Origin of the sequence: Mycolicibacterium arenosum, from assembly GCF_024320865.1 — a bacterium.
GTDB lineage: Bacteria > Actinomycetota > Actinomycetes > Mycobacteriales > Mycobacteriaceae > Mycobacterium > Mycobacterium arenosum.
The window spans coordinates 180,361-201,835 of sequence record NZ_JANDBD010000009.1 but is presented as its reverse complement, the minus strand read 5'-3'; the positions used below and the strand labels follow the sequence as shown (position 1 = coordinate 201,835).

The window sequence follows — 21,475 nt, the reverse complement described above, 5'->3', positions numbered from 1 at the left end:
CTAGGAACCCGCCCCGACATTCCGCCGAATTCATCCACAGGCCCCCCGGCACCCCCGGTTCTCCTTAGGTGGCGCTGACGCCGGGTATCCGACCCGCCCTGAAGGCCTCCACGAAGTGGCGGTGGTCCTCCCGAACGACCGCGGAGTACGTCAGGCCGAACTCGACCATGTCGGCCACGAACCCGGCCTCGTCGTCGCCGATCACCGAGACGATCGCGTCCTCGGTCTGGAAGTCGACGAGTGACTGGTCACTGTCGGTGTCGCTGACGCAGTGCACCTTGGCGACCGCTTGGCCGAGTTGTTCGACGACTTCGGCCAACGCGTCCGGCTCGGTGAGCTCGCTCCAGTCCAGATCGGCCTCATACGGCGAGAGCTCGCTCACGACGAAGCCGACCCCGTCGATATCGGTGTAGCCGAGCAGCGGGTCGGCGTGCGCCTGCAGTGCCCGCTGGGAAACGGCGGTGCGGTGGCCGTGGTGCATGAAGTACTCGTGCACCTGCGGGTCGTCGACGACCCTGCTCGGCGCCGCGACGTTGCCCTGTTTCATCGACAGCACCACGTCGTTGTCAAGCGCCTGATTGAAGCCCTCGATCAGGACGGTGTAGGACGGCAGGCCGGCGCTGCCGATGCCGAACCCGGTCTTCGCGATGACATCCTTGACGTCGTAGGCGATTCCGCGAAATCGCTGGGTGCGGGGGATCGTGTCGAGATAACGCGCGAAGGCCGACTCCACCCGTCCCCGCTCGTCGTCGTCGAGTCGGACGACACCGGAGGCGTCCCGGAACCGACGGTCGTACTCGTCGACGAAGGTGATGCGGTCGAGCATCTCGGCGCGGGTGGACAGCCGGGCCGACTGCAGTGCGGTCAACACCGCGCCACGGGCGGTGAGCAGGTTGAGCGAGAAGCTGGAGTCGTCCTCCACGTCGACGAACCACCGCACCTGCCTCACGTACGCGCGGGTGAACGTCTCGATCAGCATCGCGATCGACTCGTCGGAAAGCGCCTTCTGCCAACACATCAGCGCGATGCTCGCGACGAATCTCTGCACGTCCCAGGTGAAGTGACCAACGTACGCCTCGTCGAAGTCGTTGACGTCGAAGATCAGCACGCCGGCGCCGTCCATGTAGGTGCCGAAGTTCTCCGCGTGCAGGTCACCCTGAATACAGATCCGGCTGGTGCGCTCGTCCGCCCACCTGTCGTCGAGAGCGGACACGTCGGCGTAGAAGAGGCAGGCGCTCCCGCGGAAGAACGCGAACGGATCGGCGGCCATCTTGCGGAACTTGGTTCGGAACGCATCCGGGTCCGACTTCATCAGTTCGGAGAACGCGTCGACCAGGGTGGCCACGATGAACGACTCGCGTTCGTCGGGCTCGGATGCACTCATCCGGTGCGAATGCCCGGCCCGCAGCCGACTCAACCGCGGGTACATCGGATTCGCACACGTCAGCGCGGGTACCCGGTCCGAACCCGACGAAGTGGAGAAATCTCATGAGCTCGCCCGACCACGCGGAGAACACCGGCGACAACCTGCGCCATGCGGCCGAGGTTCAGGAACAGGCGCGTGACGACGACAACGGCACCGAGGTGCCACCCGAAGAGCAGGCGCCGGAAACCCCGTTGCCGGACTTCAACAGCTAGCTTCGGTAGGCTGACGGCTTGTTACTCCTCTTCGGTTTCGGCACCAAGCAGAAGCTCCTCGGCGCGGGCGACACACGCACCTGCCCGCGCTGCCACAACACCACGCAGTGGACCCGCGTGCGTGAATTCAAGCAGTTCACGCTGTTCTTCATCCCCGTCGCGAGGTGGCGGCGACGGGTGTTCGAAGTGTGCGGAATCTGCGGAGCCGCAGTCTAATCGCGCGTCGCCCGTCCGATCGCCAGCGGGTGCACGACCGCGGGCATCCCGCGCCACACGGCCGCCGACACTTCGACGGTGAAGCCGGCCGCCCACATCAGGTCCACAGTCGGGCGATTGCACACGCAGCCACCGGCGAAGCCGCGCCACGGTCGCAGCATCAGGTCCTGGCATCTAGCGAGGAGCGATGCACTCGAGCGCACTGCTCGATGAACAGCAGTTGGCCGCCGGGCCGCAGCACCCGTGCGATCTCACGCAGCACGAGCGCGGGATCGGTGACGGTGCACAGGACGAGCGTCGACACCACGGTGTCCACCGACGCGTCCTCGACCGGTAGCCGCTCCGCGAGCGCGGCGACGATCCGGGCCTCTCGCGCGGTGCGCCGCTCGAGTTTGCGACGCATCCCCGGTTCGGGCTCGGTGAGCACCAGTTCGTCCACGGCCTCGGGGTAGTACGCCACGTTCAGCCCTGTGCCGGCGCCGATTTCGATGACGCGGCCGCGCGCTGCGGCCACCAGGTCACGCCGCCTGCGTCGCATGCCGAACAGCTCACCCAGCCAGAGCACCGGGTCGTAGACGACGGCGAAGATCCGCAACCACGTTGTTGACGGGGTGTGCGGCGGGGCCGCGCAGGTTTCAGCCATGGCGTGAAACTACGAGCGCGACGTCGACGCGCGCATCGCCCGAATCGGCCATTGCGCCGAGAATGGCCCGTTGCGGCTACAGCAGCCCGAGGCGCGCGGCCTCGGCGACGGCGGCCGTCCGCGACGGGCTGCCGAGCTTGCGGCGGATGTTCGCGACGTGCCGGTGCACGGTATGCGGGCTCAGCACCAACTGCCGGGCGATCTCGCGATCAGCCAACCCGCGCGCGACGCACGCGAGAATCTCCCGCTCGCGGCCGGACAGCAGCTCCGATTCGATCTCGGCACGGGGGACTCGCGTGCCCAGTGCACTGCGGATCGCCCGGACCACCGAGTCGACGTCACCGTGCCACGGAAAATGCGAACTCCCCTGCAGTGGAATCAGCGTCGCACCCGCAATCGCGGCGGCGACCTCGCGTCCGAGCGCATACGGCACGGCGCTGTCGGCGCGCCGGTGCACGACCGTCGTCGGCACGCGGACGAGCGGAAGCAGCGACCGGACGTCGAGCCGATACACCAGCCGCAACACAGCGGCCGCCACCTCGGCGGTAGCGGACTCCCGCTGCAGTCGTCCGAACGCAGCCTGTTCCGCGGCGTCGGCGCCACCGAGGAAGACATCGGCGAGCAGCCGCGCGCCTAATCCCCAATGTGCTTGTACCGCAGCCACTATCGCGTCCGCCACGCCCGGCGGCGTCAATGCGGCGCCGTACGAGTAGGACCCGTACAGCACCAGCTGCTCGACGCGCTCCGGGTGGGTAGCCGCGAATGCGACGGCGGTGCAGCTGCCTGATGAACCGCCGACGAGAGCGACGCGTTCGAGGCCGAGTTCGTCGAGCAACGCGTGCAGCGTGGCGACCTCGCCCTCGAGGGTCAGATCGGCATCCGAGACGGCCCGGTCCGACATGCCGACGCCGAGTCGGTCGTAGCGCACCAGGGTGCGACCCTGCGCCGCGCCTAGCCAGAGCCGGCGCACACCGCTGTTCTCCCAGTCGAGTTCGAGGTGGCTCACCCACCACGCGGGAGCGACGAGCGCCGGCCCGGCACCGCGCACCTCGTACGCCACGCGCCGGGCACCGAGCGGGAGGAACCGGATCTCGGACTCGTCGAGCATCGCTTCAGAGCGTACGACTCCCTCCGCGGGCTACGTGGCGCGAATGCTGCGCAGGCCCGCCACCGCGGCGCCCAGACAGGCCGCCGCCACGACGCCCGCGAACCACGGGAACACCGCGGCCAGCTCCCACTCCGTCGCCGCCCAGCCCGCGATCAGCGTGGGCACCGCCATCGCCGAGTACGCCAGCAGGTAGAACGCCGACATCGTCTCGCCGCGCCGCCCGGCGGGCACCACGTCGGACAGGTGCCGCAGCGAGCCGCCGAAGCCGAGCCCGAACGTCGCCCCCAGCAGTGCGGCGGCCACGAAGACGAGCTGCCACTGATGGGTCAGCAGCACCGGAATCGTCAGAACCAGCGCGACTGCCATGCCGGCGTCGCCGATGATCGCCGAGTAGCGGGCGGGGACGCGGGTCGCGGCCAGTTGGGCCAGCGCGGCGGCGAACGCCGTGGTGGCGACGACGACGGCGCCGCCGAAGACCAGGTTGTCGATGTGGGTCTGACGCGCGGCCAGCGACGGATACAGCGACAGCAGCACGCCGAGTACCGACCACGACGCCATCGCACCTAGCGCGGAGAATCAGAAGTCGCCGCGGATCTCGGCGGGCACCGCGGGCTTCGCGATGCGAATCGGGCCGTCCGAGCGGGCGGTGTGCGGCTCGTCCAGGGCGAGCACGCCGACGCCCACGATCAGACAGATCACCGCGACGACGGCGTACGGCGTCCGCAGGGGGTGCGGGGCGTACTGGGCCAGCAGCGCCGACCCGAAGATGGCCACGGTCATGCCGACGTTGAACGCGACGCCGCTGTGCTGGCCGGCGCGGACGCCGTGGTCGGGCCGCAGATCCAGCAGCGCCGCCGCACCCGCGACCACGATCGAACCCACCGCGGCGCCGTGGATGGCGCGCGCGAGCAGGAGCAGCGCCATGTTGTCGGCGATCAGGAAAACGCCGAGGCCGATCAGCAGCGCCACCAGCGCGGCCAGCAGTACCGGCTTGCGCCCCACGACGTCGGAGATCCGGCCGGACACGAGGACCGCCGCGAGTGCGGCGACGGCGTACACCGCGAAGACGACGGTGGTCGCCAGGGGCGACAGATTCCAGGTGGTCTCGTAGATCCCGTAGAGGGGGGCGGGTACGCCCGACACGCCGAGCGCGACGCCGCTGAGCACGAGGAGCAACGAGTACGCCCAGCGCTGTCCGCCGTCGAGCGCACCGTCGAATGCCACCACCTGGTTACCCAACAGCGTCGGGGGGAGGATATTCCCGCACGCGTGCGCCGCGCCGACGATAGGGTTTGCCGATGCGGATAATCACCAGGGCATGTGTAGTGGCGGCGATTGCCGGGTCGGCATGGGCCGGTACGGCGGCGACCGCGGGCGCCGACCCCGGGTGCGACCACTTCGGGTTCCTGCACCCGATGTGCGCCGGTGGTGCGTGGGACGAATCCGCCAGCCAGGAGTTCGGCCCCGACGCGAGCACCGAGGCGGGCCTCGAAGCGGCGCAGGAACCGTCGATGGTGCCGAACATCGACGGCGGGCTGAGCACGCCGGGTTCGCCGGGTGCCATCTAGGGGACGAGCCGGACGAAGCGCTTGAGCTTCCCGCTGGCCTCGTTCCGGTCGATGGTGTCGACGCCGCGTACCCGCACCGTCGGGTGGGTGACGCCGTAGCGCTGCATCGCCTCGACCAACGCCGCACCGAGCGCTCGCACGTCGGAGTCCGCGACCACGAGGACGTCCGCTCCGCGCTCCGTTTGACGCACCTGGTATTCGACGATGCGCGGATCGGTCCCGAGCACGTGCCGGAAGGCGCTGGCGGGCACCGTGTTCGGCCCGTAGGCGAAGTCGTCGTCGTGCCGTCCACTGACGTCGGCGACCCGCGCGAAGGCGCTCCCGCACGCACACGGCTCCTGCAACATCGTGATCTCGTCCCCGAGGTCGTACCGGATGAAGGGGAACGTGCGGTTCGACAAGCCGGTGGCCAAGGTCCGAGCCGCCGGTTCGTCGTCCGGCACCGGCCCGCCGCTGGCGTCGACACGTTCGAGGATCACCTCGTCCTCGCAGATGTGCAGGCCGGACCCGCGGCCGCAGCCAACCGCCTGAACGCCGAGTTCCGTTGATCCCCAGAGGTTGTGCAGCGGGCAGTTCCAGGCCCCGACGATCGCATCACGGTCCTCGGGAAGCAGCGGTTCCGAGTTGGTGCTGACCCGCACGGGTCGGATCCCGAGGTCGCCGGCCAGCGCGGCGCGAGCCAGTCGCCCGATGACGCTGGGATAGCCCACCAGGTGGGTGGGGTCGTACGCGGCTACGGCGGCGAGGACGTCGTCGAAGGGCGCGCCCGCTTCGATGACCGCGATGTCCATACCGCGACTGGTCGGTACCGCGAACAACGGTGTGCTGGCGTGCGGTGGCACGCCGGCCGTCAGCACCGCCAGTCGCGCGTTCGGCACGGCGCCACCGCGCTCGGCGCCCGCCTGCACACGCCACGCGAGGCATGCGGCGGTGATGAAGAAATCCCAATCCCACACGTACACGCCGCGAACGCCGCTGGAACCACCCGAGCTGAACACCTGCTGGTCGCCGGGCGTGTACGAGAACCAATCCTGTTCGGACAGAATGCGTTCCGCACCTGCGCGATCTAGACCCGGCGTCGTGACGATCGCGTCCCAGTCGCCCTGCGCCTCGGCCTTCGTGAGCATCGGAATCGATCCCAGGTCGGCGACGGTCACCGCGTCGACGTCGATACCGCGCAAGCGCTCTCGGTAGAACATGGAGCGTTCGCGGGCGTAGCCGAGCAACGAGCGCAACCGCGAGTCGCGGTGCTCGCGGATCCGCTCCGCGGACCAGTCGAGGCGGTTCACATGATCGTCCAGAGCCCCCTGCACGGCGCTGAGGTGAGCGGCGCGAAGGCGGTCGTACTCGGCTGTGCTCATCCCGGCTCCGTTCCTCACCTGTAAATCGGCAGCGACCGGTCGAACGCCATGATATGCGGGCCTCGTGCCGTTGTCGTCGGTACATCCGCAGGGGGAGTGTTCATGGCCGATGTCGTCCGTCCCGCAGTGACTGCCGGGATCATCGCGGTCGGAGTCGGTCTGTGGGTGGGAGCACTCGCCGAACCCGCCTCGTCCCCAACGGTTCGCCTGGCCTCCACGGATTCGGAACTCGAGAGTCCCGCGCCGTGCGTCGACCTTCTGTGCACCGGACTGCACGGGTCGTCCAGTTCTGGTCTCACACCGCCCAAACTGAGTGCGGCGCAGCTCTCGTCGACGATTGCCGGACCGAGCGCGATCGCCGCCCCCGGCGGTCCCGACCTCATCAGCGCGCTCATCGCCGTCTTCGTCAGCAACGGGACCGCCGAACATCCCGACGCCGGATTGCTGATCGGCAACGGCGCACAGGGCGCGGCGGGCCGCGATGGCGGCCGGGCGGGCCTCCTGCTGGGCAATGGCGGTGCCGGGGGTACCGGCGCGCCGGGGCAGAACGGCGGCAACGGCGGCCGCGCGGGATTGATCGGCAACGGCGGAGACGGTGGCGCGGGCGGCGACGCGCTCGGCGTCGACGGGGCGGCGCTAGCGGGCTCGGGCGGACGGGGCGGCGGCGCTCTGCTGATCGGCAACGGCGGAGCCGGCGGCAGGGGTGGCGGCGCCAGCGCGGCGAGCGGCGACGCGACTACCCCGGTGCGATCCGGCGATGGCGGTGACGGCGGTAACGGCGGCCTGCTGGTGGGGAACGGCGGTCTCGGTGGTAGCGGTCAGTTCGCCGCCGGCGGTAACGGACCCGCGGTGGGCGGGGACGGCGGCGACGGCGGCAACGCGGGCTTCTTCGGTGAGGCGGGCAACGGCGGCAGCGCGTCGATCGTGCAGGCGAACGGTTCCGCGACCGGCGGGAACGGGGGCTCCGGAGGCAGTGTGCTCGGCCTCGGTACCGGTGGCGACGGCGGTACCGGCGGGCTCGCCGGAAGCGGAGGCGACGCACGGGGCGGCAGCGGTGGCAGCGGAGGCAGCGGGGGACTGGCAGGCGGCGACGGTGGCGACGGCGGAGCGGGCGGCCGGGCCACGTCGAATACGGGGCTGGCGACCGCGGGCGACGGCGGCGCCGGCGGCAACGCGATCAACGGTGACGGGGGCAGCGGCGGTGCGGGCGAGGTGGCCTCAGCCCCGGCGGGCGCCGTGTCCGGGTCGGGTGGCGACGGTGGAAACACGTTGTCGGGCAACGGCGGTGCGGGTGGTGACGCCGGCATCGCCACCGGCGACGGCGGCGTGACGGCGGGTGACGGCGGAACCGGCGGGTCGGTGGCGCTGACAGGCGACGGCGGTGCGGGCGGCAGAGGGGGCGGAGCATCGGCCGCATCCGAGGCGGGCACCGGCACGGTCCAGTCGGGGCTCGGCGGCGACGGCGGCAACGGCGGCGTGCTCTCCGGAAACGGCGGCGACGGCGGCACCGGCCAGTTCGCTGCGGGCGCGAACGGATCCGCACTCGGTGGCGATGGCGGTGACGGCGGCAACGCCGGCCTGTACGGGACCGGTGGCGCCGGGGGTGGCGGTTCGATCGCCCAGTCGAACGGCGGTCAGGTCGTGGGCGGCGCCGGTGGCCGCGGCGGCGACGTGCTGGGTGTCGGTGACGGCGGCGATGGGGGTGCCGGTGGCCTGGCTGGTGGCGGCGATACCGCGCTGGGAGGCGACGGCGGCGACGGTGGCAACGGCGGACTGGCCGCGGGGAACGGCGGCGACGGGGGATCCGGGGGACCGGCGGCCTCGAACGGACCGGCCACCGGTGGATCCGGCGGCGACGGCGGGAGCCCCGGAGGGGCTAGCGGGTCGGACGCCTGAGCACTAGCGGAAGCGCACGTTCAGCGTCGCGAGCCCGAAGATCTTCTTGCCCTCGGACTTCGCGCCCACGATGACGACACCGGAGCGGGTCGCCGGGTCCAGCGACTTGATCTTGCCGCTGAATTCGATGTCCGCGCCACCCTTGGCCGACACGATCGCGGGTGCGCTCAGCCGGATCGTGTACCGGGTCGCAGCGCCGGGGTCGCCGGACCACGCCGACGCGAAACCGGCGCCGAGGCCCATCGTCAGCATGCCGTGGGCGATCACGTCGGGGAGGCCGGCCAGCTTGGCGATGTCCTCGTCCCAGTGGATCGGGTTGGCGTCGCCCGCCACGCCCGCGTAGTTCACCAGGTCGCCCCTGGACAGCGTGGTGTGGCGCACCGCCAGCTCGTCACCGACCTTGACGTCGTCGAACGACGGCGTTCCCGGCGTCCTCGTCAGACCGCCGTCGGCGATGCGGATCTCGCCGGCGGGGCGGACCTCCTTCTCGTACGCCCCGTCCGAGCCGGGGATGTCGAGGATGTTCATGTCGTGCATCATCGCGGCCTGCACGGCCGTCTTGACTCCGGCGTCGATGTCCTCCGCGGTGACGCCGACGACGGTGGTGTGCAGGGTGTGCACCCGCTCGCCCGCGGTGTCGGTGAAGGTGTTGGTGACGGTGATGAAGTCGCGGCCCGCCGTCCGGCGCACCGCGGTCAGTTCGACGTCGATGAGCAACTCGTCGCCCGCCACGATCGGCCGGTGCTGCTCGAAGACCTCCTCGGTCTGCAGGTACGTGTCGTAGCCGACGACGATCGACTCGAACATCCGGCGGTTGCACTGCATGCCGGGGGTCGAGGTGAACGTCAACGGCGCGACGACGTCCGAATAGCCCAACTCAGCGGCGGCGGCGACGTCCCAGTGCGCGGGGTGGTAGTCCTGCACGGCGCGGGCGTACTCGCGCAGCTTCTCGCGGCCGACGAGGTAGGTGCCGTCCATCCGGTAGTAATGGCCGACCCGTGCTTCGAGCGGCGACGAGTCTCCTGGTTCGGTCACCCCAGCACAGTAACGGGTGGGGTCGGGCACGCCCCCACGACGCAGGCGCGCAGCTAAGGTCGCAGCCATGACGCTGATCGCACTCGAGGAGCATTACGCCTGGGATCCGGCCAGTGCCGACAACGTCGTGGCCACGTGGCTGCGCACCCACAACCCCGTCGGCTACGACAGGTTGTACGACCGGGGGCCGCTCCGTCTCGAGCAGATGGACGCCGCAGGCATCGACTTCCAGATCCTGTCGTTGTTCGATCCGGGGGTGCAGGAGGAGTCCGACACCGCGCTGGCGGTCGACTTGGCCCGCCGGGCCAACGACGACCTGGCCGAGACGGTGCGCGCGAACCCGCGCCGATTCGGGGGGTTCGCCACCCTGGCGACGCAGGACCCCGACGCGGCGGCGGCCGAACTCGAGCGCGCGGTCACCGAACTGGGGCTGGTCGGCGCCCTGATCAACGGGCACTCTCAGGGCCGCTACCTCGACGACCCGGCGTACGAGCCCCTCTTCGCGATCGCCGAGGCGACGTCCGCGCCGATCTACCTGCATCCGACGACGCCGCATCCAGCGGTGATGGACGCGTGGTTCGCGCCGTACGTGGACGACGGCCTGCACCTCGCCTCGTGGGGGTTCGCCGCCGAAGCGGGCACTCACGTTCTGCGGCTCATCTACTCCGGAGTGTTCGACAGGTTCCCCGGACTGCAGCTCATCATCGGCCACCTCGGCGAGATGTTGCCGTTCGCCGCGTACCGGATCGACCGGTACTACGGGCTCGGCGGCAGCGGCGCTTCGAGCAGGGGGCTGAAGCACCTGCCGTCGGAGTATCTGAAGAGCAACGTGCACGTCACGACTAGCGGCAACTTCTGCCCGCCGGCGTTCGCGTGCACGCTCGAGGTGATGGGCGCGGATCGGGTGATGTTCTCGGTCGACTACCCGATGGACGACAACGGGACCGGCGCGGAGTTCATGGCGTCCTATCCGATGGACGACGCAACGCGTCGAAAAGTGGCCTCCGAGAACGCGATTCATCTCTTCGGTGCGCGGATCCCGGACGTGATCGGCCGCTAGAGTTCGAACACCTGACCGTCGCGGGCCACCGTGAGCCGCCCCGAGTAGTTCTGGCCGATGGCCTTCTGCCATTCCGAGTCGGGCAGGTCCGTGGGCTCGTAGTGGCTCAGGATCACCTGCCCGGCATTGGCCGCCGCGGCGACCTCGCCGACCTGCACAGCCGACGTGTGCGACCTGACCAGGTAACCGGGCGGGAACCTGTTGCCGTAGTAAGCGTCGTCGAGACTGAACTGCGCCTCGTGCACCAGGATGTCGGTGTCCTTCGCCAGCGCGATCAGGTTGTCGGATTTCGTCGTATCGCCCGAGAACGTCACGGAGACACCGGATTTCTTCAGATCGAACCGGAAAGCGAATGCCGGGTAGACGTCGTAGTGGGATACCAGTGTCGCCGTGACGGTGACGTTGTCGTCCGCCGTCACGGGGAAGGGCGCGGTCGCCGGTGCCCGGTCGAGGTAGCTCGAGCCCGGCGGCACCGCGATCTCCACGACGTCGATCAGTCCTTCGATGTCGTCGGTGCCCATGTCGCGAATGAAGATGTTGTTGGTGTAGGCGAACGCCTGCTGCAGCGCCCGAGTGGTCGCGGCCAAGCCGGGGGTGGGGGCGGCGGGGTCGATGGTCGCGGGATCGGTGCCGCCCACCCGACTCGGCGGCAGCCCCCCCGCGGAACCCGGACCGAACACGCTGACGGGTGCCTTGCCCTTCGCGGCGGTGTAGCCACCGGACAGGAAGAAGCTCCAGTAGTCGACCATGTGATCGGTGTGCAGGTGGGTGATGAACATGCTCTTGAGGCCGTCGAACGTGAAGCCCGCGTTGGCGAAGGCGTTGAGCGAACCCAGGCCGCAGTCGATCTGATAGAGATCACCGCCGATCTTCAACGTCGACGAGATGCCCGTGCGGTGGGGCACCGGCGGGGGTCCGGCCTGCACCCCGAGCGTGACCAGAGCGTTCTCCGGCAGCGGTCGCGGCATCGTCGGGTCGGCGGAGCCGGCGGGCGCCGCGGCCAGTGCCGCTCCTCCGGCGACAGCGGCCACGGACGCCGTCAACAGTGACCGCCGCGACAACCCGCCCTCACCGGGGCAACTGCAATGCACGTCGACAGGCTAACCGACCCAGCGTTTGCTGCAGTGCAACGGATCACACTGTGCCTAGCTCGCCGGAAATCGGGCATTTTGCTGCCAACAGCAAGCGTTGTGCTTGCAGAAGCTAGCGAATTAAGGAGAAGCCATGTCGATCCTCGAGGCGGGCTACCAGCTCGGCGGCGGCATCGCTGACCAGGTGTTGACCAGATTCAGCCCGGTTGCGACCGCACTGCTGGCAACGGTGGGCGCGAAACCGGCAACCCACGTCCGCCCATACGACGTGGTGATCGTGGACAGGGAACTGACGCGGTGTTAGTCACCACCTGCTGAACGACGACGTCCGCCCCCTGCCGAAAGCAGGGGGCGGACGCTGTTGGATGCGTATCCGGGTTAGCCGCCCGTTCCGACGCAGATGCCGCCGGCGCACGCCTCGGCGCCGCCGGGGCCCGCACCTGCACTGGCGCCGGGCACGCCCGCGCTCGCCCCGCCGGGGCCCGCGCCCGCGCCGCCGCCGGGCACCTCTGCGCTGGCACCGCCGGGTCCTGCGCCGGCACCGGTGTCCGCGCCGGGCACCGATGCGCTGGCACCGCCCTCACCGGCACCCGCACCCGGTGCGCCCGTGGTCGCCGGCGCAGGTGCCGGCGCGGGCGTGGTGGCACTGGTGGTCATCGGTGCCGTCGTCGAGGTCGTCGTACTGGTGCTGGAACTCGACGGGTCTTCGGAGCTCTCGCTTCCGCCGCACGCCGCGGTCAGGGTGCTCAGCGCGATAACGGCAGCGATTCCTACCGTCGCGGACAGTCGGCGGTGCTTCTGGACGTCCATCGTGTCCTCGATTCGTGTCGGTGTTGCTGTGAACAGAAACTTTCGACGACGCGCATACCCGGTCTGACGAAAATGAAGCCCGCGACGACATGCGATTGGCGCTCACTGCCGCGTTTCACTAATTTCTGTGAGGTGACGTCCTCAGCTGCTCATGCAGTCGCACGGTTCATCGCCCCCTTCCTGACGGTCGCGGCCGTCGTCGGCGCCGGAGTCGTGATCACCCCGGCTCAGGCGCTCGCCGCCGACGGCAATCCGCTGGCCGGGCAGAACTTCTACGTCAACCCCGACTCGAAGGCCAAGCGCGCCGCGGCGGGCGCGGGGAGTCCGCAGCTGGACGCCATCGCGAACACGCCGACGGCGTACTGGATGGACAACCGCTCCACACCTGCGGTCGACGCCAAGTACATCGCCACCGCGCAGGCCGCCGGGACCGTGCCGATTCTCGCGCTCTACAGCCTCCCGCATCGGGACTGCGGCAGCTTCGCTGCTGGTGGGTTCGGCTCCGGCGACGCCTACCGGGGCTGGATCGACGGCGTCGCCGCGGCGATCGGTGGCGGTCCGGCCGCGGTCATCCTCGAACCCGATGCGCTCGCCATGGCCGACTGCCTGTCGGCTGATCAGCGCCAGGAGCGCTTCGACCTGATGAGCTACGCCGTCGACACGCTCACCCGCAACCCGGCCACCGCCGTGTACGTCGACGCGGGCCATTCGCGTTGGGTCGCCGCCGACGAGATGGCCAACCGGCTGAACCAGGTCGGCGTCGCCAAGGCGCGGGGCTTCAGCCTCAACACGGCGAACTTCTTCACCACCCAGGAGTCGATGGGATACGGCGACGCCATCTCGGGAATGACGGGCGGCAAGCCCTACGTCATCGACACCTCGCGCAACGGCGCCGGGCCCGCGGACGGCGAGTACTACTGGTGCAACCCCAGCGGCCGCGCCCTCGGTGTGGCGCCGACCGCCGCCACCGGCAACGGCAACGTCGACGCGTTCCTGTGGGTGAAGCGCCCCGGTGAGTCCGACGGCTCCTGCGGAGCGGGCGAGGCGTCCGCGGGCACCTTCGTCAACTCGTACGCGATCGAACTCGCGCAGAACGCGGGCTGGTAGACCTGACCGCCACGCTCGTCGCCAAGGGCCTGGCAGGCGGCTACGCCCACCGCACCCTGTTCGAGAACCTCGACGTCACGGTGGCGCCGGGCGACGTGATCGGCGTCGTCGGCGCCAACGGCGCGGGCAAGAGCACCCTGCTGCGGATCCTGGGCGGTGAGCTCGCGCCGCTCGACGGCACGGTCAGCCTCGCGCCCGCCGACGCGTTCGTGGGATGGCTACCGCAGGAACACGAACGCGTGCCCGGCGAGACGGTCGCAGGCTACGTTGCGCGCCGCACCGGTTGCGCGCAGGCCACGCAGGCGATGGAAACGGCGGCCGAGGCGCTGACCGAATCGGAGTCGAGCGCGAACGCCTACGCCGTCGCGCTCGATCACTGGCTGGCGACCGGCGCGGCGGACCTCGACGAACGGCTACCGGCGGTGCTCGCCGACCTCGGCACCGACTCGCTGCAGCCGGAGTCCACCATGATGACCGACCTCTCCGGTGGGCAGGCGGCGCGGGTGGGGCTGGCTGCCCTGGTCCTGTCGCGCTTCGACATCGTGCTGCTCGACGAGCCGACCAACGATCTCGACCTCGACGGCCTCGCGCGGCTGGAACGCCTCGTGCGGGAACTCCGCGGCGGTGTGGTGCTGGTGAGCCACGATCGAGAGTTCCTCGCGCGCACCGTGACCCGGGTGCTCGAGCTGGATCTCGCACAGCACACCACCACCGTGTTCGGCGGCGGCTACGAGAGCTACCTCGAGGAGCGCGCGGTCAACCGCCGCCATCGACGGGAGCAGTACGACGAGTTCGCCGAGAAGAAGGCCGACCTGGTCGCCCGCGCCCGCACCCAGCGGGAGTGGTCGAGCCAGGGAGTCCGCAACGCGATGCGCAAGGCTCCCGACAACGACAAGAACCGGCGCCGAGCGCAATCGGAATCGAGCGAGAAGCAGGCGCAGAAGGTGCGCCAGATGGAGAGCCGGATCGCTCGGCTCGAAGAGGTCGAGGAACCGCGCAAGGAGTGGACGCTGCAGTTCACCATCGGCGCGGCCCCGCGGTCGAGCGCTGTCGTGGCCGCGCTGGACAACGCCGTTGTGCGCCGAGGTGATTTCACCCTGGGGCCGGTGTCGCTGCAAGTCGACGCCGGCGAGCGAATCGGCATCACCGGCCCCAACGGCGCGGGCAAGTCGACGCTGCTGCGGCTGCTGCTGGGCCGGACGCAGCCCGATGACGGCCGGGCGAGTCTCGGCGCCAACGTCGCCATCGGCGAAATCGACCAGGCGCGTGCGGAATTCGCGGGCTCGGATCGCCTAGTCGACCGCTTCGAACTGCACGTGCCGGACTGGCCGACCGCCGACGTGCGCACCCTGCTCGCGAAGTTCGGCTTGACCGCCGACCACGTCGAGCGCGCCGTCGACGACCTCTCGCCGGGGGAGCGCACGCGCGCCGGCCTCGCGTTGCTGCAGGCCTGCGGCACCAACGTGCTGGTGCTGGACGAGCCGACGAACCACCTCGACCTCGCGGCCATCGAACAGCTGGAGCAGGCGCTGGACACCTACGACGGTGCGCTGCTGCTGGTCACACACGACCGCAGGATGCTGCAGAATGTCCGATTGGACCGCACCTGGCTAGTGGACGCAGGACGGGTCGTGGAACTGTGAGGCGACCGCGGTCGCGCGGCCTCGGAAAACGGGCGTGGCTGCTGACGTGGTCGATTCGCCTGGTCCTCTGGACGCTCGGCTTCACCCGCGTCGTCCGCACCGAGATCGTGAACGGTGACGTCGTGCCCGACAAGGGGGCGGTGATCCTGGCCGCCAATCACACCTCGATGATCGACGTGTTCTTCATCCTCGGGGCCATTCGCAGGCAGGCGATCGCCATGGCGATGGCGGAGCTGTGGAAGTCGCCGTTCACCCGGTGGCTCGTCGAGGTGCTGGGTCAGATCCCGGTGGTCCGCGGCGACTCCGAGTCCGGCAGGCGGGCGATGGAGAGCGCCGAACACGCGCTGAAGGACGGGGCGCTGGTCGGCATCTTCCCCGAGGGCAGATGCGTGAAGCCCGGCGAGACAGCCCAATACAGGCCCGGCGTCGCGGTGCTGTCCAAGGACACCGGGGTGCCGATCATTCCGGTCCGGATCATCAACGCCAACAGGGTGCTTCCGCTCGACCGGAGATTTCCGTCGCTCGGCCACGACGTCAAGGTCGTGTTCGGTGAACCCATAGAGCCCGACGGGTTCGACTCGGTCGACGAGCTTCTCGGTGAGGTTCAGCGGCGCATCACGTCGCTGGCGTGAGCGGCCCTCGCGACCGGCGGGTGGCCTAATCGTGATGAACACTTGACCGAGTTGTCGACGTGTGCGGCGAGGCCTACGGGCGGCCCGTCCCTAGTATGGCAGTGAGCACGAAAACGTCGTCATATCAACGAAATCGGATTGATGCGCACAGTAACTCATTCGGTTCTCGCGGTGGTCGTCGTCGGTACCACCGTCTTCTGGGGTACCGGCGGCGTGGACAACGCCGCCGTCACCCTGCCGCTCGGTTCGGACATCGATTCGATCGCCCCGAATCCCACCGATGTGGTGGGTGTGGCACACCCGCTGATCGTGAAGTTCCACCACGCCGTGGCCAATCGCACGGCCGTCGAGCGGGATCTCGCGATCACGTCAGTGCCCTCGATGACGGGGCGCTTCGAGTGGTTGGCCGACGACGCCGTCCAGTGGATTCCCGACCGGTTCTGGCCGGCGCACAGCACGGTGCTGCTCTCCGTGGGTGGCCTCAAGACCGAAATCCAGACGGGCCCAGCGCTTGTCGGCGTCGCGGACATCTCCGATCACACGTTCACCGTGACCATCGACGGGCAGTCGCCGGATTGGCTGCCCGCACCTCACCATTCACCGCACGCCGGCGAGCCGGGTGTTCTGCTGGCCAGCATGGGGCGACCGGAGTACCCCACCCCACCCGGTACCTACCCGGTGTTGGGCAAGGAACGCGACGTGCTCATGGACTCCAGCAGTGTCGGCATCCCCGTCGACGCTCCGGACGGATACCTGATGGACGTGGAGTACGCGGTCCGCATCACGCGCCGCGGCCTTTTCGTCCACTCAGCGCCCTGGGCGGTCAACTCGATCGGGTACGAGAACGTCAGCCACGGCTGCATCAGCCTGATCCCGGCGGCCGCGGAGTGGTACTTCAACACCGTCAACGAGGGCGATCCGGTCATCGTGCAGGAGTAGCCGGCGACCAGCAGTCGTCGCCGGAATTCGGTTGTCCCCCAACGACGGAGGACGGACCCCCGTAAGGGCCCGTCCTCGTGCGCGTCGATCAGTTCTGGGGGCCCGCCGGCGTCGGGACGCCGTCGGTCCCGGCGGGAGCACCCACCGGATCACCCTTACCCGCAACGCCGCCCATCTCGAGCAGCGGCGCTCCCGCCACCGGAGCGGCGGCCGGGATGATCGGAGCCGCCGCCGGAATGATCGGCGCGGCGGGCACCACCGGAGCGGCGGGGACCACCGGGATGGGCGGCGCCATCGGAATCGGGGGTATGAGGGGCGGCGCGGCCGGCACCACCGGAACGATCGGCACGGGTGCCGCCGCCGGGATGATCGGTGCGGCTGCCTGCGCGATGGGGGCCGCGCACGGCGCGGCAGCACCGGCCGCACCCGCCGCGCCGGCGGCACCCGCCGCGCCTGCAGCGCCCGCGGTGCCCGCGGCGCTGTCGACGCACGCGTAGCCGCCTCCCTGGACGAACGGCGTCGCCGTCGCCGGGGGCGTCAATGCCACTGCAACAGCGCATAATCCAGCGCTGGCTATCCCCGCGATGGTGATGCGATCGAGGATGGTCGTCACCGGTGCCTCCCATGACCCAAGCGTAAATTTTCTGACGAGTTAATTACTCCTGAACCGTATGACAAGCGTGTAAGACGTGTCCATGCGCGATGCGGATCGTTGTCGGGTTGATACAAGATCACGCGAAACCGTGACCCAGCCGTTTCGAGAAGCCTCTACCGCAGCAACGATCGGTGCGCTAGAACTCCTGGTGACCGAGTCACACCACCGATAGCGTGGTAGGTGTGGCGCTGAGTCCGAACATCGTTGGGATGACGTACGAGTATCCGGATCACTACGTGGTCGACCGGGAGATGGTGCGCCGCTATGCGCTCGCGGTGAAGAACCCCGACCTCGCCTTCTACGACGACGACGCTGCGTCCGAACTGGGACACGAGTCCCGCCCGGTACCTCTGACCTTCGTCGCGATCTTCGGACTGCAGGCCCAATTGGCGTTCTTCGAGCACGCCGGTATCCCGATCGAGGACGAGAAGATCGTTCAGGCCGAGCAGGGGCTGACGATGCTGCGGCCGATTTTCGTCGATGACGAGCTGCGCTGCAGCATCCGCCTCGACTCACTGCGTAAAGCGTTCGGGGCCGATGTACTGACGATTCGGAGCACGATCACCAACCAGCACGGCGACGTCGTCCAGGAGGACTACACCGTCATGGCCGGCCGGAGTGAGCCTGAAGCGGGCGACCCGATCGTGTAAACGGCCTGTGAACATCGCCGCGACCACGCGTGTTCCACCGCGCGGAAACGGCGACCCCACGGTTAGCTGAGCCATGGCGATACATCACATCAGTGCATGCGCCGACCCTCGAACCGAGGGCAGCGCTGCTTTCGAACAGCAACTGCGCGAGGATATTCGACTGCGGCACCCGACGCTGCGCTCGCGGACGATACGAATCTGCGGCTACCGAACGAGACTGTGCCGCGCCATCGACCTACCTCATCTCAGGGAGTACACGGTGCAGGTGGTGGCCGATCACGGCATCCCCGAAGCCAACTCGGCCTGAGTCGCTCACCGCCTTCGCAACGTCAGGATCGTGACGTCGTCGTCGGTGTCACCCGACGCCATCGCCGTCGAAATGTCCTCTGCGGTCGGAGCTCCGGCGGCCTCGAGGCTGATCGCCAGTCGTTCGATCCCGTCGTCGATGGTGGAGTCGCGCCGCTCGACGAGTCCGTCGGAGAACAGCACCAGGCCCTGCCCGCGCTCGATCGTGAAGGTGCTGGGGCGGTAGGTGATCCCCTGGACGCCGATGGGCGGTGACAGCCGGATGGGCGCTTGCACGGGCCGCGCCGCCGAGCCCGTCAGGAACGGCATCAAGTGCCCGGCCGATGCGGCCTCCACCCGTCCCGTGCCGAGATCCACCCGTGCCGCGATGACCGTCGCGAACGCCCGCGACACCAGGTGCAGGCTGAAGGCGTTGAGTTCGGTCAGTGCTTCGGCGGGCGTGACGCCCGAGAACAGCTGCGCCCTGAGCGCGTTGCGCAGTTGGGCCATCGTGCCCGCAGCCGTAAGGCCGTGTCCCGCAACGTCACCCAGCAGGACGATCATGCGACCGTCACGGAGCTCGAAGGCGTCGTACCAGTCGCCGCCGACCCGGCCGCCCACCGCGGGCTCGTAATGAGCGGTGAGCTGCCACCCCTCGGGCGCCGGAATGGACTCCGGCAGCAGGCTGCGCTGTAGCGTCTCGGCCACCTGCAAGGCCCCCCTGGTGCGGCGGTACAGCGACTCCACCAGGTTCCGCCGCAGGGCCTCCGCCGCTTCGGTCTCGACGACCGACCAGGGCTCGCTGCACTCCGCGACAATCTCGCGCCAGCGATCGAAGGACTTGCGCGGGCTGATCCGGACGTCGTCGCCCTCACCGACGGCGATGGCCTTGTTGTGGGGGTCGCCGCCCCAGTCCACCGAGCGCAGCACCTCGCGGCGGAACCAGACGGCGTACTGCCCGTCGGGAAGGGTGATCGCCAAAGCCCCGGAGGCAACCTGCGGATCGACGCCGATCGCGGGCAGTTGAGCCGACAGGCACCGGGTCATCGCGATGTCCTCGCCCGCCTCGCGCGCCCAGTCGACGACGGCCGACACCGCATGCGGCGAGGGCACCGTGCCGAGGGTGCGACGCTCGTCGCCGATGTCGACGACGACGCCGTCGGCGGGGACGAGGTCGAGCAGGCTGGGTGCCCCGAGCAGTGCCGTCACGAGGGATTCACCGTGATCGAGAGTCGCAGCGGTCAGCTTGCCGAGCACGGCCTGGCTGTCCAGCCGCCGCCGCAGTTCATCGCCGTCCGCCTGGTCGACGAGCCGGAGCGACAGCGTCGAGCCCAGGAACTCGGCAGCCGCCCGTGCCCCGTACGGCGGTAGGTGCGGGCCCGCGTAGTGATGGCAGGCGATCAACCCCCACAGCCGGCCGTGTCGTAGCAGCGATATCGACATCGACGCGCGTACGCCCATGTTCGTCAGGTACTCGATGTGGATCGGGGACACGCTGCGCAACGTCGCGTGCGTGAGATCCAGCGGTGCTGCGGTTGCGGGCAACAGCGGAACGGGGGTGTAGCCGACGTCCGAGATCAACCGCAGCCAGCTCTTCTCGTACAAAGCGCGGGCCTGAGCGGGGATGTCCGAGGCCGGGTAGTGCAGGCCGAGGAAGGAGTTGAGGTCGTCGCGCTTTGCCTCCGCGACGACCTCGCCGTTGTACTCCTCGTCGTAGCGGTACACCATCACCCGGTCGAAACCGGTCAGCTCGCGAACGGCGCGCGCGGTGGTGTCGTAGAGCTCGGTGAGCGCGGACGCGCGATTCAGCTGCTCGACCGAGCTGCGCACCGCCTGGTAGGTGTTCGGGAATGAGAAGGGTCGCGCCCCGTACGCGATCTCGAGCTCGAGAAGCAGGACACCGCCGGGCTCACGGTGCAGGATCGCGTCGAACAGCCGGCGCCGCCCCCCGATGTCCACATTGCACTCGAGCGGGTTGCGCTGGTGCAGGTCCCCGAAGACCGCGGCCGCGTGCTCGATCGCCGCGGCCTGCTCGACGCCGATCAGAGCGGATAGGTGCTTATCCAGGACGTCGTCGACAGATCGACCGAGGAGATCGTCGACGTTGGCGCTGACCTGCCGCACCGTGAAGTCGGGTTCGCGCACCACGGCGAGCACGCCGCGGGGCTGGACGCTGCCGGGGATGTGGATCGGCTCGCGGGCGCAGTTGTCCAGGTCGATGGGCGTGCCGGGGGGGACGAAGTCGTTCGCCGGATCGATGTTCAAGCACGTCCTCACGGTTGGCCGATGGGCGTTCGCGAGACTGTGCACTCAATCCCTACCGCGCCGCGACGGGCAACGCTCGGGCAGCGATCCTACTCCGCCGGAGCGTCACGCCCATCTCGCGATGGCCCACTTCTCGAACAGGCCGAGCAGCGAGTCGGTCAACTTGCCGAGCAGCGCCAACGAGATGATCGCCAGGAAGATGCGGTCGATGCGTCCGTTCTGGCCCGAGTCGAGCAGCAGGAAGCCCAGCCCCATGGAGCTCGCGATCAACTCCGCGGCCACCAGGAACAGCCAGGACTGCGCGAGCGCGAGTCGAAGTGCCGAGATGGTCGACGGGACGACCGCTGGCAGCTGGACCGTGGTGAACAGCCGCATGCCGCGCAGACCGAAGGCACGGCCGGCCTCGAGCAGGTGCGTGTCGACGTGTCGGAGTGCCGCGCCCACGATCGTGTAGACGGGGAAGAACGCGCCGATCGCGATCAGGATGATCTTCGATTGCTCGCCGATCCCGAACCAGAGGATGAGCAGCGGCACCCAGGCGAGCGAGGGGACGGCGCGCACGCCTGCGAAGGTCGGCGCGAGCAGGATGTCGGCGAACGTCGACAGACCGACGACGGCACCGAGCGCGAGTCCGATGGCGGCGCCCACTGCGAACCCGACCAGGACCCGCTGCGTGGAGATCGCGACGTAGTGTCCGTAGAGACCGCGCTGGGCGAGGTCGACCGCGGCCTGCCACACCATCCACGGCGAGGGCAGCACCGAGACCGATATCAGGCCGTTGGTCGAAACCCCCTGCCACACAACGACTATCAGGATCGGAATGACGAGGCCGCCGGCAACCCGCAGATATCTCCGCGACGCGACGGTTTCGGT

General features: G+C 69.3%; 22 protein-coding genes and 1 pseudogene. 11 read left to right on the top strand and 12 right to left on the bottom strand.

Annotated features, from left to right (window positions below; translation table 11 throughout):
• Positions 1–64: 64 nt before the first annotated feature.
• Positions 65–1,384 carry a DUF2252 domain-containing protein gene (locus tag NM203_RS21920; RefSeq protein WP_255062536.1) on the bottom strand — a complete coding sequence of 440 codons (1,320 nt, stop codon included), beginning with the start codon at positions 1,382–1,384 and terminating at the stop codon, positions 65–67.
• Positions 1,385–1,488: 104 nt separating this feature from the next.
• On the opposite strand from NM203_RS21920, the gene NM203_RS21915 reads away from it, so the two are divergent.
• Complete coding sequence (locus NM203_RS21915; RefSeq protein ID WP_255062535.1) at positions 1,489–1,638, top strand: hypothetical protein; 150 nt, start codon at positions 1,489–1,491, stop codon at positions 1,636–1,638.
• An 18-nt stretch (positions 1,639–1,656) separates the two neighbouring features.
• A complete protein-coding gene (locus tag NM203_RS21910; RefSeq protein ID WP_255062534.1) occupies positions 1,657–1,854 on the top strand; it encodes a zinc-ribbon domain-containing protein in 198 nt (65 codons plus the stop codon).
• On the opposite strand, the gene NM203_RS21905 is transcribed toward NM203_RS21910, so the two are convergent.
• From NM203_RS21905 to NM203_RS21890, 4 genes and pseudogenes are all read right to left on the bottom strand, one after another.
• The gene (locus tag NM203_RS21905) at positions 1,851–2,015 is read right to left on the bottom strand and encodes a hypothetical protein (protein WP_255062533.1); all 165 of its coding nucleotides are present in this window, start codon (positions 2,013–2,015) and stop codon (positions 1,851–1,853) included. The two genes, NM203_RS21910 and NM203_RS21905, sit on opposite strands and share 4 nt — an antisense overlap.
• Positions 2,015–2,497, bottom strand: coding sequence for a class I SAM-dependent methyltransferase (locus NM203_RS21900; protein ID WP_255062532.1), 483 nt, complete (start codon positions 2,495–2,497; stop codon positions 2,015–2,017). Before NM203_RS21900 ends, NM203_RS21905 begins: the two co-directional genes overlap by 1 nt.
• A 76-nt stretch (positions 2,498–2,573) precedes the next feature.
• Complete coding sequence (locus NM203_RS21895; protein WP_255062530.1) at positions 2,574–3,605, bottom strand: alpha/beta fold hydrolase; 1,032 nt, start codon at positions 3,603–3,605, stop codon at positions 2,574–2,576.
• 30 nt (positions 3,606–3,635) lie between these two features.
• Positions 3,636–4,832 (bottom strand): annotated as a pseudogene (locus NM203_RS21890) (MFS transporter).
• Between the two features lie 98 nt (positions 4,833–4,930).
• Here NM203_RS21890 and NM203_RS21885 point away from each other — a divergent pair.
• A complete protein-coding gene (locus NM203_RS21885) occupies positions 4,931–5,173 on the top strand; it encodes a hypothetical protein (protein ID WP_255062529.1) in 243 nt (80 codons plus the stop codon).
• On the opposite strand, the gene NM203_RS21880 is transcribed toward NM203_RS21885, so the two are convergent.
• Positions 5,170–6,534, bottom strand: coding sequence for a phenylacetate--CoA ligase family protein (locus NM203_RS21880; RefSeq protein ID WP_255062527.1), 1,365 nt, complete (start codon positions 6,532–6,534; stop codon positions 5,170–5,172). The genes NM203_RS21885 and NM203_RS21880 overlap by 4 nt on opposite strands.
• 102 nt (positions 6,535–6,636) lie before the next feature.
• Here NM203_RS21880 and NM203_RS21875 point away from each other — a divergent pair, with 102 nt between their 5' ends.
• Positions 6,637–8,430 (top strand): PGRS repeat-containing protein, encoded by a 1,794-nt coding sequence (locus NM203_RS21875; protein ID WP_255062526.1) that lies wholly within the window; start codon positions 6,637–6,639, stop codon positions 8,428–8,430.
• A 3-nt stretch (positions 8,431–8,433) separates the two neighbouring features.
• On the opposite strand, the gene NM203_RS21870 is transcribed toward NM203_RS21875, so the two are convergent.
• Positions 8,434–9,465: a fused (3R)-hydroxyacyl-ACP dehydratase subunits HadA/HadB gene (locus NM203_RS21870; protein ID WP_255062524.1), complete on the bottom strand. Its 1,032-nt coding sequence runs from the start codon at positions 9,463–9,465 to the stop codon at positions 8,434–8,436.
• A 67-nt stretch (positions 9,466–9,532) separates the two neighbouring features.
• Here NM203_RS21870 and NM203_RS21865 point away from each other — a divergent pair, with 67 nt between their 5' ends.
• Entirely contained in the window at positions 9,533–10,525 is a 993-nt protein-coding gene (locus NM203_RS21865) for an amidohydrolase family protein (protein ID WP_255062523.1), read from the top strand.
• On the opposite strand, the gene NM203_RS21860 is transcribed toward NM203_RS21865, so the two are convergent.
• Positions 10,522–11,481 carry an MBL fold metallo-hydrolase gene (locus NM203_RS21860; RefSeq protein WP_308212847.1) on the bottom strand — a complete coding sequence of 320 codons (960 nt, stop codon included), beginning with the start codon at positions 11,479–11,481 and terminating at the stop codon, positions 10,522–10,524. The genes NM203_RS21865 and NM203_RS21860 overlap by 4 nt on opposite strands.
• A gap of 268 nt (positions 11,482–11,749) precedes the next feature.
• On the opposite strand from NM203_RS21860, the gene NM203_RS21855 reads away from it, so the two are divergent.
• On the top strand, positions 11,750–11,920 hold the full coding sequence (locus NM203_RS21855; protein WP_255062521.1) for a hypothetical protein: 171 nt from the start codon (positions 11,750–11,752) through the stop codon (positions 11,918–11,920).
• Between the two features lie 74 nt (positions 11,921–11,994).
• Here the strand turns inward: NM203_RS21855 and NM203_RS21850 are convergent, their stop codons facing one another.
• On the bottom strand, positions 11,995–12,426 hold the full coding sequence (locus tag NM203_RS21850; RefSeq protein WP_255062520.1) for a hypothetical protein: 432 nt from the start codon (positions 12,424–12,426) through the stop codon (positions 11,995–11,997).
• A 132-nt stretch (positions 12,427–12,558) separates the two neighbouring features.
• Between NM203_RS21850 and NM203_RS21845 the strand changes: the two genes are divergently transcribed.
• The 4 genes from NM203_RS21845 to NM203_RS21830 all read left to right on the top strand — a co-directional run bounded on the left by NM203_RS21845 (position 12,559) and on the right by NM203_RS21830 (position 16,747).
• Positions 12,559–13,533 (top strand): glycoside hydrolase family 6 protein, encoded by a 975-nt coding sequence (locus NM203_RS21845; RefSeq protein ID WP_255062518.1) that lies wholly within the window; start codon positions 12,559–12,561, stop codon positions 13,531–13,533.
• Positions 13,534–13,535: 2 nt separating this feature from the next.
• Entirely contained in the window at positions 13,536–15,176 is a 1,641-nt protein-coding gene (abc-f, locus tag NM203_RS21840; RefSeq protein WP_255062694.1) for a ribosomal protection-like ABC-F family protein, read from the top strand.
• Positions 15,173–15,808: a lysophospholipid acyltransferase family protein gene (locus NM203_RS21835; RefSeq protein WP_255062517.1), complete on the top strand. Its 636-nt coding sequence runs from the start codon at positions 15,173–15,175 to the stop codon at positions 15,806–15,808. The genes abc-f and NM203_RS21835 overlap by 4 nt, the downstream gene beginning before the upstream one ends.
• A gap of 141 nt (positions 15,809–15,949) precedes the next feature.
• Positions 15,950–16,747 carry a L,D-transpeptidase gene (locus NM203_RS21830; RefSeq protein WP_255062516.1) on the top strand — a complete coding sequence of 266 codons (798 nt, stop codon included), beginning with the start codon at positions 15,950–15,952 and terminating at the stop codon, positions 16,745–16,747.
• Positions 16,748–16,835: 88 nt separating this feature from the next.
• Here the strand turns inward: NM203_RS21830 and NM203_RS21825 are convergent, their stop codons facing one another.
• Entirely contained in the window at positions 16,836–17,360 is a 525-nt protein-coding gene (locus tag NM203_RS21825; RefSeq protein WP_255062515.1) for a hypothetical protein, read from the bottom strand.
• 251 nt (positions 17,361–17,611) lie between these two features.
• On the opposite strand from NM203_RS21825, the gene NM203_RS21820 reads away from it, so the two are divergent.
• On the top strand, positions 17,612–18,052 hold the full coding sequence (locus NM203_RS21820; RefSeq protein ID WP_255062514.1) for an FAS1-like dehydratase domain-containing protein: 441 nt from the start codon (positions 17,612–17,614) through the stop codon (positions 18,050–18,052).
• Positions 18,053–18,364: 312 nt separating this feature from the next.
• Here NM203_RS21820 and NM203_RS21815 read toward each other — a convergent pair whose 3' ends face one another.
• Both NM203_RS21815 and NM203_RS21810 read right to left on the bottom strand, forming a co-directional pair.
• Positions 18,365–20,602 carry a SpoIIE family protein phosphatase gene (locus tag NM203_RS21815; protein WP_255062513.1) on the bottom strand — a complete coding sequence of 746 codons (2,238 nt, stop codon included), beginning with the start codon at positions 20,600–20,602 and terminating at the stop codon, positions 18,365–18,367.
• A gap of 105 nt (positions 20,603–20,707) precedes the next feature.
• Positions 20,708–21,418 (bottom strand): ABC transporter permease, encoded by a 711-nt coding sequence (locus NM203_RS21810; protein ID WP_408633392.1) that lies wholly within the window; start codon positions 21,416–21,418, stop codon positions 20,708–20,710.
• Between the last annotated feature and the right edge of the window lie 57 nt (positions 21,419–21,475).